This window comes from Pseudogulbenkiania sp. MAI-1 (assembly GCF_000527175.1).
Classification (GTDB): domain Bacteria; phylum Pseudomonadota; class Gammaproteobacteria; order Burkholderiales; family Chromobacteriaceae; genus Pseudogulbenkiania.
In genome coordinates, this window is sequence record NZ_AZUR01000001.1 from 2274489 (window position 1) to 2288701 (window position 14213).

General features: G+C 56.2%; 15 protein-coding genes. All 15 read left to right on the forward strand.

Annotation, left to right across the window (positions count from 1 at the left end):
* Positions 1-45 precede the first annotated feature (45 nt).
* Positions 46-240: a Flp family type IVb pilin gene (locus tag PSEMAI1_RS0110665; protein ID WP_024302864.1), complete on the forward strand. Its 195-nt coding sequence runs from the start codon at positions 46-48 to the stop codon at positions 238-240.
* A gap of 563 nt (positions 241-803) precedes the next feature.
* Positions 804-989 carry a Flp family type IVb pilin gene (locus tag PSEMAI1_RS0110670; protein ID WP_024302865.1) on the forward strand — a complete coding sequence of 62 codons (186 nt, stop codon included), beginning with the start codon at positions 804-806 and terminating at the stop codon, positions 987-989.
* 73 nt (positions 990-1062) lie between these two features.
* Positions 1063-1599: a prepilin peptidase gene (locus tag PSEMAI1_RS0110675; protein WP_024302866.1), complete on the forward strand. Its 537-nt coding sequence runs from the start codon at positions 1063-1065 to the stop codon at positions 1597-1599.
* Positions 1600-1814: 215 nt separating this feature from the next.
* Positions 1815-3125 carry an ATP-binding protein gene (locus tag PSEMAI1_RS0110680; RefSeq protein WP_024302867.1) on the forward strand — a complete coding sequence of 437 codons (1311 nt, stop codon included), beginning with the start codon at positions 1815-1817 and terminating at the stop codon, positions 3123-3125.
* 75 nt (positions 3126-3200) lie between these two features.
* Positions 3201-4058, forward strand: coding sequence for a Flp pilus assembly protein CpaB (cpaB, locus tag PSEMAI1_RS0110685; RefSeq protein ID WP_198019601.1), 858 nt, complete (start codon positions 3201-3203; stop codon positions 4056-4058).
* Between the two features lie 37 nt (positions 4059-4095).
* Positions 4096-5661, forward strand: coding sequence for a type II and III secretion system protein family protein (locus PSEMAI1_RS0110690; RefSeq protein ID WP_024302869.1), 1566 nt, complete (start codon positions 4096-4098; stop codon positions 5659-5661).
* A gap of 12 nt (positions 5662-5673) precedes the next feature.
* Entirely contained in the window at positions 5674-5961 is a 288-nt protein-coding gene (locus tag PSEMAI1_RS0110695; RefSeq protein ID WP_024302870.1) for a hypothetical protein, read from the forward strand.
* Between the two features lie 37 nt (positions 5962-5998).
* Positions 5999-7264: a pilus assembly protein TadG-related protein gene (locus tag PSEMAI1_RS0110700; RefSeq protein WP_024302871.1), complete on the forward strand. Its 1266-nt coding sequence runs from the start codon at positions 5999-6001 to the stop codon at positions 7262-7264.
* A 9-nt stretch (positions 7265-7273) separates the two neighbouring features.
* Positions 7274-7744, forward strand: a complete 471-nt coding sequence (locus PSEMAI1_RS0110705; RefSeq protein WP_024302872.1) for a TadE/TadG family type IV pilus assembly protein — start codon at positions 7274-7276, stop codon at positions 7742-7744.
* Positions 7741-8205, forward strand: a complete 465-nt coding sequence (locus tag PSEMAI1_RS0110710) for a TadE/TadG family type IV pilus assembly protein (protein ID WP_024302873.1) — start codon at positions 7741-7743, stop codon at positions 8203-8205. Before PSEMAI1_RS0110705 ends, PSEMAI1_RS0110710 begins: the two co-directional genes overlap by 4 nt.
* Before the next feature lie 58 nt (positions 8206-8263).
* Entirely contained in the window at positions 8264-9493 is a 1230-nt protein-coding gene (locus PSEMAI1_RS0110715) for an AAA family ATPase (RefSeq protein ID WP_024302874.1), read from the forward strand.
* Between the two features lie 96 nt (positions 9494-9589).
* The gene (locus tag PSEMAI1_RS0110720) at positions 9590-10951 is read left to right on the forward strand and encodes a CpaF family protein (RefSeq protein ID WP_024302875.1); all 1362 of its coding nucleotides are present in this window, start codon (positions 9590-9592) and stop codon (positions 10949-10951) included.
* 8 nt (positions 10952-10959) lie between these two features.
* The gene (locus PSEMAI1_RS0110725; protein WP_024302876.1) at positions 10960-11934 is read left to right on the forward strand and encodes a type II secretion system F family protein; all 975 of its coding nucleotides are present in this window, start codon (positions 10960-10962) and stop codon (positions 11932-11934) included.
* A 35-nt stretch (positions 11935-11969) separates the two neighbouring features.
* Positions 11970-12914, forward strand: a complete 945-nt coding sequence (locus PSEMAI1_RS0110730) for a type II secretion system F family protein (RefSeq protein WP_024302877.1) — start codon at positions 11970-11972, stop codon at positions 12912-12914.
* 55 nt (positions 12915-12969) lie between these two features.
* Positions 12970-14151 (forward strand): LytR C-terminal domain-containing protein, encoded by a 1182-nt coding sequence (locus tag PSEMAI1_RS0110735; RefSeq protein WP_029770636.1) that lies wholly within the window; start codon positions 12970-12972, stop codon positions 14149-14151.
* The last annotated feature ends 62 nt before the right edge of the window (positions 14152-14213 follow it).

Below are 14213 nucleotides of genomic sequence, written 5' to 3' on the forward strand. Positions count from 1 at the left end.
TACATGAAAGCATTTCTTTAAATTAACAAGAATGCGAGATCGACCATGCTCAAATTCAAAAATCATTTAAAAATCTTCCTTGACCACGAAGAGGGTGTCACAGCAATGGAATATGCGCTCCTGGGGGCACTGATTGCCATTGTGATCATTGGAGCAGTGACCGACGTTGGCCTGAATGTTCAGGACCTCTTCACGAATGTGGCAGACCAGGTAGCAGCGGCAGTCGAGAGTGCGTTCTAGGCAGCCAACAAGAAATCACCACGCACAGCTTATATATCAGCAGGCCAACATCAAGATTTACTTACAATAGGCTATTGTCGGGAAACAATGGATGACGAAAGCAAAAAAAGCACAAGAATTCTTCTTGCATCCCGATCTGGATGTACTAGATTGGGTTTAACTTCGATGTGATTTATCCAGTTCGCAAGCAATAAATTCATCTATTGCTGAATGGTGCAGGCGCAAGCTTGCCTCTATTGTCTGGAGAAAACAGAAAGGAAACTATTTAGCCAGGTAAAAAACAGAACCGTACGTATTCGAGCTCAAACAGGTTATCGGTCTACCATCAGAGGATGGGGCTGATTTTTTTCGCCCACATTTTTAACAGCAATGACAAATACAATTTATTTTAACTTTAAAATTAAAATGGCATTACCGATTGTTACTGGCATTCTTTTATCAAGCAATAACATGCTCTGCCCTGAGGATGCCATAGCAAGCTCGCGCCAGTTCGTTCATGGCGCAACCTGAGGACGGCAGTGCCTGATACTGCCGTGTGTTTACTTCCATGGAGATTTTTGGAAATGGAAAAACTTAGCATGGCTCTTCAACGCTTCATGCGGGAAGAGGATGGCGTCACCGCCATCGAGTACGGCCTGATCGCCGCACTGATCGCCGTGGTCATCATTACATCAGTGACCGCAGTTGGCGATAATCTGGATGCAGTATTCAATTACATTGCTGGCCAACTGGATAATGCACTCCCCTAACCAACTCTACAAAGCTTGACAATGATAATTGACCAATTCTATCCAACCATGACCAACGACGTTAGCGGCGATCATGTTTAATATTTTATTGGGGGCGAGGCTAGGCTTGCTTGCAGGCTTCCTCCTCGCCGCCGTTTTTACTGACACGGCAACGCGAAAAATACCCAACAAGCTGGTGGCGGCAGGAGTTATTACAGGCTTGCTTTGCCAGGCGCTGCTGCCAGATGGTGATGGGTTGATAGCGGCTTTGAAGGGGATGGTACTTGGCTTTGCTCTTTTTTTCCCTCTGTACATGCTACGGGTGATGGGAGCGGGGGACGTCAAACTGATGGCAATGGTAGGAACCTTTACCGGCCACCAAGACATTATCGGTATTGTGCTGAGTACATTGCTGGCTGGCGGCATCTTGTCACTGCTGTTTGCATTGAGACTGAGAGCAGTGCGCCAGCTATTGGCCAATTTACGGTCTATTGCCTTGCTTGCCATGGCCAAAGCCTCAAAAGAGACACTAGCCACCAGCGGATCCACCATCAGCTCAGTAGGAACGTTGCCTTATGCGCTCGCTATAGCAATAGGCACTGCTGGCTATTTTATCTGGCAAATCTCCTGAAGTTGAATGTTTTGGGCCAAACCGTAATTAGATAGCGTCTTTTGAATATTTAGCCATATAACCAAGGCCATCACTGAAAGAGCGATGCCAAAAGTTTATATTGCCCCTTTTCAATGACTTTACGTTATTATTTTCTAGTTTTTCACCGGAAATGTCCTATATCAAAAACATAAAACAGACATAGCAGATCAATATTTCGGCAGGAGGGATGAAAAGTGTTCAATCCGGACGGTCTGGAAATGCGAAATGACAATTCACCAAGGGATTTTTTGCCAGTCTCTCCTCTTTCGGTCAAAGAAACCGAGCTGGATTTTTTGTTCCTGGTAGAGCTGCTTTGCAAGACTCTGTTTTTTCATGGACAAATGCGCTTGGTCGATCTGGTTTCCCACAGCAAATTGTCGATAAGCGTACTCGAACCATTGCTGGCCTTCATGCGCTCCGAGCAGTTATGCGAAGTATCCGGTCGTAGCGAAACGGAAGCCACCATTGCCTTTACCCTGACCGACCTAGGCCGAAGCCGGGCCCAAACCTTTCTGCAGAAAAGCCATTATGCCGGCCCCGCTCCAGTCAGCCTGCAGGCCTACATCGACTCTGTTCAGCGGCAATCGGTAGCGAACATGAAGGTGACCAAGGAACTGGTGGCTCAAGGTTTCGAGGGCTTCGTCATGAGGCAGGGCACCCTCGACCAGTTCGGTGCCGCCATGAACTCGGGCCGGGCAATTTTCGTCTATGGCCCACCGGGAGGCGGCAAAACCTATGCCTCCGAGCATTTGGCCACGCTGCTGACCGGCCACTGCGCCATCCCTTACGCCGTGCTGGTGGATAGCGAAGTGATCCAGTTGTTTGATCCGCTGGTGCACACCCCTGTCTCCACCGGTTCCACTAGCCGGACACTGGATAAGGGACCCGCTCATGATGCCCGCTGGGTTGCCTGCCAACGTCCCGTGGTCCTGACGGGGGGTGAACTGACCCTGTCGATGCTGGATCTGGACTTCGATGAAAACACTCGGTTCTACCAGGCACCGCCACAAGTGAAAGCCAATAACGGCCTGCTCATCATTGATGACCTTGGCCGCCAACTTGTAGCACCGCAAACCCTGATGAACCGCTGGATCGTGCCGCTCGACCGCCGAGTCGATTACCTGGCGCTGCACACCGGCACCAAATTCATGGTGCCTTTCGACGTCATCGTGATCTTTTCCAGCAACATCCCGCCCAGTCAACTGGCCGACGAGGCTTTCTTGCGCCGGCTGGGTTACAAGATTTACATCGGCGAACTTCGCGAAGATGAATACCGTGCCATCTTCGAACAGAACTGTCATCGGATGGGCATCCCCTTTACCGAAGCAGGACTGCGTTTCGTCATCGACCAACTGCACGGCAAGCACGACAGGCCCCTCCTCGCCTGTGTCCCTCGAGACTTGCTCGAGCAAGTCCGTGACTTTGCCTTCTATCGAGGCGTCACTCCCGAGTTGACCGAGGAGCAACTGTCGTGGGCATGGGAAAACTACTACGCCCGAGGCTAGGTTGCTGTTCCGACCCTGATTGAAGCCTCACATGAAGCCGGGGAGAAGCCAGTGAAAAACCCAAGAGCAATTGCAATGATCGTGGTGTCCGTCATTGTCGGCCTGGTGGCCGTCGTCATGGCATCACAGTGGATCAACCAGCAGGCCAACGTGGCCGCGCAGAAAGTCGTCGTCGCCTCGGTGGATGTCGACCTGGGTTCCAAGTTGACGCCGGAAATGCTCCGGACAGTCGACTGGCCCAGCGGCAGCATCCCGCAAGGAGCCATCCTCGACCCCAAAGCGCTGGACGGGCGGGTACTGAAGACCAGTGTGCTGCGCGGCGAAGCCATCCTGGAGTCGAAGCTGGCCCCGATCGGCACCAAGGGCGGTTTGTCCGCGGTTGTCATGGAGGGCAAGCGCGCCATGACGGTCAGGGTCAATGACGTGATTGGTGTCGCCGGCTTTGCCCTGCCCGGCAACTATGTCGACATCCTCGTCAATACCACCGACGACGCCAAAGCAGACAAGAACAGCAGGAAAGACCTGAGCATTTCCAAGATTGTTCTCGAGCACATCCTGGTACTGGCCGTGGCACAGGAAGCCAGCCGCGACGAGACCAAGCCCAAGGTTGTCAATGCCGTCACGCTGGAAGTGACGCCAGAACAAGCCGAAAAGCTGGATCTCGCACGCAGTGTCGGCACCCTGTCACTGGTATTGCGTAACCAGATAGATCCCAAGCCGGTAGAAACCTCTGGCATCACCAAGCAGATTTTGCTGCGCGGTGAAGAAGCCCCCACCCCTGAGGTAAAGCCAACTGCCGCAGCGAAGCCTGTCGTCAAACGCGTGGTAGTGAAGAAAGTGGTCAAGCGCACACCGGCCCCGGCAGTAGTGGCCTCGGCCCAGACCTGCGTGGAAATTGTTCGGGGAACGTCTCGTCAGCGTGAATGCTTCTAGTCACGAGACATATTGCTCATTCCATGAGGGAGAAACAATGAACAAGAATCCTGTCGACGCGAGCCGGCTCAGCCTGAATGCCAGTGCTATCGCTCTTGCCGTTTGTTGCATGGCCCTGTCGAGTTCTTTTGCCCTGGCAGCCACAACCACCCCGAGACAACTGGCCGCGACGCCATCCACCATGGCGCCATGCAATACGATCGAATCGGCCCCACTGGTAAATGTCACCGTAGGCAAATCGTTCAGGCTGAAAACGCCCTCGCCCATCAGCCGCATCCTGCTTGGCAACCCTGAAGGCTCGCAAGCAGCGCAACCAAAAGAAAATGCCGAAGCCAACGGCGAAAAAGGAAAAGGCTCCTCTGGCAACGGCAAATCAAAATCGGGAGTGGCTGACGTCGATGTGATCCTACTCAGCCCAAGCGAGATCTATCTGCTCGGCAAGAGCGTGGGTTCGACCAACATCATTCTGCTCAGCAAGACGGGGCAATGCACCTTGGTGGATGTTGCGGTCGGGGCAGATACCGCGTCCTTGCAGGCCTCCCTTAACCAATTGCTCTCCCCCGAAGCCAGTCGGATCAAGGTCAGCGCCGCATCGGACTCGCTGGTACTGACCGGAACGGTGGCAGATTCGGCCAAGCTCGATAGAGCCATGACCTTGGCCGAAGCCTACGTCGGCAAATCCAAGGTCATCAACATGTTGTCTGTCGATGCACCGCAGCAGGTATTGTTGGAAGTCAAGATTGCCGAAATCTCCAAAAAGTTACTCGATAAGCTCGGCGTCAATATTTCCGGCATTTTGAACCATGGAGGGTGGACTTACGCTTGGGATAGCCTGTTTGCCAACGACCCTTTGGGTAAAGCCATCATAAGCGGAGTCAACGACAGCCTCACACGTGCATTCCAAATCGATGCACAGCACGATGACGGTCTGCTCAAGATACTTGCCGAGCCCAACCTCATGGCCATTAGCGGTCAAGAAGGTAGCTTCCTGGCCGGCGGCAAGATTTTCATCCCGGTTGCCCAAAGCAACTCAACCAATGGCGCTACAACTATCACGCTGGAAGAAAAGGAATTCGGGGTCGCACTGCGGTTCACACCTACCGTACTGGATGGCGACCGGATCAATCTGAAAGTGGCCCCCGAAGTCTCCGAGCTGAATCCGGAAGGGGTCGGTATCTCCGCAATCGGCGTAGCAGGAAAATCCATCCTGCCGTCCTTCACAACCAGGCGAGCTGCCACCACAGTGCAATTGCGAGATGGGCAAAGCTTTGCCATTGGCGGGTTGATCAAGAACAACGTGACCACCAACATCAGCGCCTTCCCGTTCCTGGGAGAAATCCCGATTCTCGGGGCCTTGTTCCGCAGCAGCAGCTTCCAGACCGACAAGTCTGAACTCGTCTTCGTGGTGACTCCGCGTCTGGTGAAACCGCTGCCGCCGGACTACAAACTGCCGACCGATAACTATATTCCGCCAAGCCGTGCTGAATTCTTCCTGGGCGGCAAGATGGAAGGCAAACAACCTCAGCCAGCCCTGGAAAACAAGGCCGCGCCGTCACAGCCTGAAGCAGCCCCCAAATCCCCGACCGGCTTTGAAGTGAAATAAGGAGGCCATGCCATGCAAGTATACAAACTGATGATGTCCATGGGGGGTGTCGTCATGGCATCTCTCATGGCCGGCTGCTCCTCGACTCCCTATCTCGACAGCCGCTTTGGCGAAGCGGTCGACATGGCCCTGGCTCAGCAGACTATCAACCAGCAGGCATCGCAAAGCACCGATCCGGTTTCGGGGATCGATGGAAAAGCCGCAAGGGAAGCCATGGGCCGGTACCACGATTCGTTCAAGACGCCGCCCTCCACCGCCAACATTCTCACCATCGACGTCTTGGGGGGTGGGGGTAAATAAGTCACTGTTTTAGGACCCAAACGCGTGAGGTGGTTTCATGAAGCGCTTTGCCAGGCTACCGTCCCGGAGGCATCAGAAAGGCGTGGTGGCCATTATCGTCGGGTTGTGCATCGTCGTGCTGATCGGCTTCCTGGGGCTGGTGGCCGACCTTGGCAGACTGTTCATCACCAAGACGGAATTGAGCAATGCCGCCGACGCCTGCGCCCTGGCTGCGGCGGCTGAATTGAAAGGCGATGCCGATTCGCTGAATCGGGCAGAAAGTGCCGGTATGACAGTAGGTCAACGTAACAAGGTCGATTTTCAGGGAGATGATGTCGTTATCGTTCCCAATAGCGACGTTACCTTCAGCGACCATCTGAACGGTGCCTATTTTGCCAAAGATGCCGTTGCTACGGCAAATATCCCCAACATGAAATATGCCAAGTGCACCTTGCCGCAAACAGGCATCATGCCGTGGTTCATGCAAGTGATGGGGGCTGGGGCACAATCGGTTACCGCCCATGCCGTTGCCTCTCTCTCCCCTTCCCAGACCAATTGCGCCATTCCCGTCGGTCTGTGTCGCCAGACCCCGCCCGCCAGTTGCCCCGGAGGAGGAACCCCGGATAGCTACGGTTTTTGCATAGGGCAGTGGTATGGCAGCCGACTTGAGGCAGGAGGGGGCTTTACCGGCAACTTCAACCTGATCGACTACTCTCCGCCTAGCGGAGGAGCCAGCGAGTTGTCCGCCTTGTTGACTGGTGCCGGGCAATGCGAGCTGACCATCACCAACCCCGTTGGGCAGACCGGTATGCAGCAGTCCGTAGCCAAGGCATGGAATACCCGTTTCGGCCTGTACCAGGGCAGTGACAACGTGAGCAATGCCCCTCCCGATTTCACCGGTTATGCCTATACGGCGGTCAACTGGCCCAGTCAATTCAATGCTTACAACGGCAGCGATGGGAGCACCCCCAATTTCTTGGCATCCCGTGTCAGCAATACTCCCTATCAGGGTGATGCAGCAGCAGGCTTGGCGTTGGTTGGCAACCCTACTGTAACCGGCTCGACGCAACTGCACGATAGTGGCGCGGATCGTCGCCTGGTGCTAATGCCCATCGTCGATTGCAACGGCTGGACCAGTTCACAGACCGTTCCCATCGACAAGTTTGCCTGTGCATTGATGCTGCATCCAATGGAGGGGCCAGGGGAGGATACCTTCATCGAATACCGCGGACAAGCCGACACACCGGGTAACCCCTGCGCTACCTTGGGCCTGCCTGGCGCGGGTGGCGGCATCGGGCCGAAAGTGCCGGCACTGGTGCGATAGGAGGCTGAAATGCGACGTTATTCCAAGGAGCGCGGTGTCGCTGCGGTAGAAATGGCTTTTCTCCTGATGCCATTGATATTCATCGTTTTTGGCATCACCGAATTTGGCCGGGCCTTTTACCAATACAACACCATCGTCAAGGCGACACGAGATGCTGCCCGTTATTTGTCCGCTCAACAAGCCGGCACGAAAGATGCGGTAGCAAGCTGCCTGGTGAGGTACGGCAATTACAGTGCCTGTCTGGCCAACCCAAGCTATACCGGGCCGCTTCTGGCCCCAGGACTGGATACGGCCACCATCACGGTGTGCGATTGGCCTCGCTGCGCCGACCATAACGCACAGGGAACGGCCCCCGTCGTCAATCTGGTATCGGTCACCGTGAGCAACTATCAATTTGTCTCACTGGTGCCTTTTGTCACGGCGGATATGGCCACGATTACGTTCGACGACATTCGCACCACCATGAAGGCCAACCTATGAAACCGTCCATTCAACGATTCCGGCTGCCAGCCAGAAGGCAGCAAAGAGGAGTGGCAGCGGTGGAGTTTGCTCTGGTTGCCATGATCCTGTTCACCCTGCTGCTGGGCATTATGGAGTTCGGGCGACTTATGTTTACCTGGAATTCCGCCGTGGAAGCCACGCGACGGGGAGCTCGACTCGCCATCGTCTGCAACATGGACGCCACCGGTGTGAAAACCAGCGTGCGGAAAATATTGCCCATCATCGGCACAGGAGACATCACGGTGAGCTACTCGCCGGGTGGCTGCAGCGGGGCAGCGGATTGCCAGAGTGTCACTGTTTCCATCTCGCCAAATGCACCGGCTTTTTCTTACGCCATTCCATTTGTAAATGCCACATGGAACATCCCTGAATTTAGCACCACCCTGACCCGAGAGAGCCTGAGCACGGGTTCGGGATTGGATGCCAATCCCGACTGCTGAGCGCGGCGCTCCCGAATAACACCGCAGGGTCGGTCAACATAATCAGTGAGGAGTAATCATGAAAGTCTCGATCATCTCTCACAACACCAAGAATCTTGACGAGTTGCGCCGCTTCGTCGAGGCCGATGATAGCCGCGATGTGCAAGTATTCCAGGGAGGAGCCGAGATGCTGGCTCCGGTAGCCGATCAGCTACATCCCGACATCCTGATCCTGGAAATGCCGGACCAGGAAGCGACGGATTTTTCGGCACTGTCCAGCCTTAACATCCGCCACCCGGACATTACCCTGATTCTGCTGGCGAACATCCAGACCCCCGAGATACTGCTGGGGGCAATGCGCGCGGGAGTCCGAGAAGTCTTGCCCTCCCCCGTCAATCGTGAAGCCCTGCACCTGGCGATTTCGCGAGTCGAGGAAAAGCGGTCGCTGCAAAATGCGGCGCGTCCAAAAGGAAAAGTCTTTGCCTTCATCCCCTGCAAGGGCGGGAGCGGCTCCACTTTCTTGTCGACCAACATCGCTTACAGCCTCGCCACCCAGGAAAACAAAAACGTCATCCTGATCGATCTCAATCTGCAGTTTGGTGACGCCGTGTTGTTCATCTCCGATCACAGGCCTCCCACCAACCTGGCCGAGGTGGCAAGGCAGATGTCACGGATGGATGCCTCGTTCCTGGATTCCAGCCTCTTACCGGTGCTGCCGAACCTGGGGGTGCTGGCGGCGCCGGAAGACCCAGTACAGGCGATGGAGGTTAACCCTAATCACATCGACACCCTGATCAATCTGGCCCGCAACCACTACGACGTCATCATCCTTGACGTAGGGCGCGCACTGGACCCGGTCAGCATCAAGGCCCTCGACCATGCCGACGTCGTCTTGCCGGTATTGCAGATCACCCTGCCCTTCATCAGGGATGCCAAACGCCTGCTCGATGTTCTTCGTTCGCTCGGCTACTCCCGCGACAAAATCAAGCTGCTGGTTAATCGATACGAAAAAGGGGGTGATCTCCGGCTCGACGAGGTTGAACGGACCTTGGGCATGTCCGTCTTCAAAACGCTGCCGAACAGCTTCAAGGCCGTTGCCGCCTCGGTCAATCAGGGCATCCCCATCTGCAAACTAACCCCCAACAACCCCGTCACACGGGGCATTCAGGAAGTGGGCAGTTCGTTGCTGCAGGAGGGCCATACCCAGGGCTCCTGGTGGGGGAGTCTCTTGCAACGCATTCAGGGCGGTGGACAGCCCTCGTATTCAAGCGTGACGTCGAGTTCTTTCCTGCCGCCCTCGGAACGCTGAACGGCAAACGTCCCACAGGAAACCGCACCGCGCTGAAAGTCCGAAGGCTTGGATAGCAACAGCAAACAGATTATTCGGTATACAGGGGTATTCATCATGTCATTGCGAGATCAACTCGAATCACGCCAGTCGCCCAGCCCCGACTCGCTGCACGCCATCGTGAAATCGGCCAGCACGGTAGGCCACGAGACCTACCACGACTTGAAAGCACGCATCCATCAAAAGCTGCTGGAGCGGGTGGACTTGACCGTCATGGAGAGTTTATCGCCAGAGCGGTTGAAGGACGAACTCAAAATCATGGTGGAGCGCCTGCTCGCCGAGGAGAGCACCGCCCTGAACGAAACCGAGCGCCGCAATCTGGTGCGCGATATCCAGCATGAAATGCTCGGACTCGGACCCTTGGAACCCCTCCTCGCAGACACGACCATCTCCGACATTCTGGTCAACACCTACCAACAGGTATATGTCGAACGGAGGGGGAAGCTCGAACTGACAGACGTGCGATTCGCCGACGATGCCCACCTGATGAAGATCATCGACAAGATCGTGTCGCGTGTCGGCCGTCGTATCGACGAATCCAGCCCCATGGTCGATGCACGCCTCCCGGACGGTTCCCGGGTCAACGCAATCATTCCTCCGCTGGCCATCGATGGGCCGATCATGTCGATCCGCCGCTTCGCCGCTACCCCGCTGCGCATGGCCGACATCATCGAATACAAGAGCCTGACGCCAGACATGGCCACCGTACTCAAGGGGCTGGCCAAAGCCAAGATCAACATGCTGATCTCGGGAGGTACCGGCAGCGGTAAAACCACTCTGCTGAACATCCTGTCCGGCTTCATCCCGGAAGCCGAGCGCATCATCACCATCGAAGATGCAGCCGAGCTCCAACTGCAGCAGCCTCACATCATCCGGCTGGAAACCCGCCCACCCAACATCGAAGGCAGAGGCGAAGTCCCACAGCGGGCGCTGGTGCGCAACAGCCTGCGCATGCGTCCCGACCGCATCATCCTGGGCGAGGTGCGCGGGGCCGAGGCGGTCGACATGCTCCAGGCCATGAACACCGGCCATGAGGGATCGATGGCCACCATTCACGCCAATACCCCGCGCGACGCCATCACCCGGCTGGAGAACATGGTGGGCATGGCTGGGATGAACCTCCCCCCCAAAGTGATCCGGCAACAGATCAGCTCGGCGATCAGCGTCATCATACAGGTCGCTCGCCTCACGGACGGCAAACGAAAAGTCATCAGCCTCCAGGAGATTACCGGCACCGAGGGCGACGTCATTACCATGCAGGAGCTATTCCATTTCGTGCAAACCGGACTCGGGACCGATGGCACGGTACTTGGCCACTTCTGTTCGACAGGGGTAAGACCCAAGTTTATCGACCGGCTGAAAACGCACGGCATCGAAATTTCCGATGCGCTGTTCGACCCCAGCAAACACTTCGAGTAGGTGCCACCATGGACACAACCTTTTCGATCGTCATAGTGCTGATTTTCATCGCCGTGGTGTTTTTGCTGGAAGGCGCCTATCTGACCTGGAACTCTTACAAAGGGCCGGAAGCCAGCCGCATCGAGCGCCGCCTGCAGGCCATGTCGGCAGGTGCGCACAGCAGCGAAACCATGACGCTGATGAAAGAGCGCCTGCTGAGCGAAACCAAGTGGTTTCAGCACTTTCTGTTGGCTTTTCCCCGGGTACATCAGCTCGACCGGATTCTGATGCAATCAGGGCTCAAGCTGAAAGTCGGTACTTTTCTCGGCATTACGCTGGCCTTCGGTTTGGCAGCTTTCTTTGGGACACGTTTTTTCCCCATCCCCCTCATTCTTTCGATAGCGATAGCACTTGCCGCCGCCAGTCTTCCCTGGATGGTCGTAATGCATTTCCGGCGCAAACGCCTGATCAAGTTCGAGGAGCAACTGCCTGACGCGATCGACCTGATGTGCCGCGCCCTGCGCGCCGGTCACGCCTTGCCTCAATCGTTGAAGATGATCGCCGATGAAATGTCGGACCCGATCGCCGGGGAATTTCGCATCACCTTCGACGAGGTCAACTACGGCTTCTCGTTGCAGGAGGCCATGATGAACCTGGCAACCCGCATACCCAGCACAGACCTGCGTTATATGGTGATTGCGGTGCTGATCCAGCGCGAAACCGGCGGCAACCTCGCGGAACTACTGGGTAATATCAGCGCCCTGATCCGGGCACGCCTGAAGCTGTACGGCACAATTCGGGTGCTGTCGGCCGAAGGCAAGCTGTCCGCCTGGATTCTGACGCTCCTGCCGTTTGCCGTTGCCGCCGTCATCAACATCATCAACCCCAAATTCATGAAGGTACTGTGGGAAGACTCCACCGGCTTCGTCATGGTGGCAGCCATCGGGTTCATGATGGTGATGGGCATTTTCTGGATGCGCCAGATCATCAAGATCAAGGTTTGAGCGGCGTATTCGAGCCAAATTGAGGGAGAGAGAATATGAACACCTCTCAGTGGATATACCTTGCCATTATCTTCCTGGTGGTCTTTGGTGTTGCCTTGGCCATCTCCATGCAGATTGCGCCCAATCGGGTCAAGGCCAGGCTGGACAAGGTTATAGAGGCCGATACGCCGCTTGATGCGGACACGGCTTCAGACTGGGTTGCCAAAGCCGTCAAGATTGCCACGCCGCTGGCAAAACTCTCGGTGCCGGCCGACGGCTGGGAAAGCTCGCCCATCCGCATCCGCTTCATGAACGCGGGCTACCGAGGCACATCCGCCGTACCCTTGTACTTTGGCGCCAAAACGCTGCTGGCACTGCTGTTTCCCGGCATCCTGTTTCTTTACCTGGAACTGACGGGCAGCCATGTAGAGGGCAACAACTATTTGATGTTCATGCTCCTGGCTGCCGCCTTTGGCTATTACCTGCCCAACATCATTCTGGCGCGGCGTATCGAGAACCGTCAGCGGGAAATCTTCAACCACTTCCCCGACGCCATCGATCTCTTGCTGGTCTGCGTGGAGGCTGGGCTGGGGTTGGATGCGGCCCTCTTGAAGGTGGGAGAGGAGATGCGCATCAAGAGCCCCATCCTTGCGGACGAGCTGCACCTGGTCAACCTCGAACTGCGTGCCGGCAGCAGCAAGGAAAGAGCCTTGCGCAACTTGGCCATGCGTACCGGCGTACTGGAAGTAGACACTCTGGTGGCCATGCTCATCCAGGCCGACCGTTTTGGCACCAGTATCGGTGAATCGCTGCGCGTTCATGCCGACGACCTGCGCACCAAGCGTCGCTTGCGGGCAGAAGAAGCCGCCGCCAAGATTCCGTTGAAACTGCTATTCCCGCTGATCTTCTGCATTTTCCCGGCGCTCTTGCTCGTTCTGCTCGGGCCGGCCTTCATCCAGATCTATCGCATTCTGCTACCTACTATTGGCGGCGGGCAGTAAGGGATGTGGATGGCACGCAGATCTTATTCATGGCTGGAAAATGGGAAATACGATCATGAAAACGCCCCTGATACTGACTTTACTGTGCACGGCTCCCCTCTTGCAAAGCTGTGAATCCACGCCTCCAAAACAAGCGTGGACCATGAAGCCCGTGATGCAAGTACGTCACTCCAACGAAAGCCCCTCGGCCTATTACCAACTTGGCCGCTATTACCAGGGCCAGAATCGGCTGGATAAAGCTGTTTCGGCCTTCAGGAAGGCGCTGGAGCTGGATAGCCAGTATGCCGAGGCCCACAATGCACTGGGAGCACTCTACGCAACCCAAGGAAAATTTGATCTGGCTATCGCCGAATTCCAGGCAGCCTTGGTTTCCTCCCCCAACACCGCGCATTTCCATAACAACCTGGGCTATGCCTATTATCTGCAAGGGCGTTATGCCGAAGCGGCCCCCGTCTTCGACAAGGCTGCCGCACTAAACCCGGGAGATGCCCGAATTAGCAACAATCTCGGCCTGACCCTGGCCAAATTGGGCCAGCCCCGACAGGCACGAGAAGCTTTCATGTTGGCAGCGGCTCGATCGGCAGAGGCCTCTGCCCCCACCCCAGGCCCGGACACCACCGGGGAGACAGCCACCGCCCGCACCGCGCCTCTATCCCTACCCAAAGACCAAGGAGTGATCGCCCCGGCGATAAGCACCCCACTTGCCCGCGCCCCTCTGCCCACGGCAAAACCGCTGGCAGCACCGGCTGAAGCACCTCGTACCGCACCAAAGCCCGACATGACGCTGGTCCAGTCGAGCCCGAACCGTTACGAACTGCGCCACAACGTGGACGAGCCGGCAACCGTCTTGGCGTTGCAGGAAGCCATTTCCGCGCCGCGGCTCCGCCTCAAGGCACGCTTCGAGGTTGCCAACGGCAACGGCGTCACCGGAATGGCAAAAAGGGTCGGCAGAGTTTTGGCCGACAAAGGCTTCCCCAGTGCCCGGCTCACCAACCAGAAACCCTTCCGGCAACCGGTGACCCTGGTCGAATACCGCAAGGGCTTTGCCTCTGAAGCCGAACGGCTCAGCGCCAGCCTGCCCGCCAAGCCGATGATCAAGGAAAGGAACAGCCTGAGAAGCAGCACTGATATCCGTCTGGTGCTGGGTAAGGACGTAGCGTACAACGTCGCCCTTGTCACGCCGGAGCAGGAGAGTCTCCGGCTGGCCCTCAATGTAGCGAGCAAACCCCAGAATTAACCACTTTATCCTTATCTGAAAGTTCGCAAAACCCTGCCCCACCTGCTGGGTGGGGTTTTCTG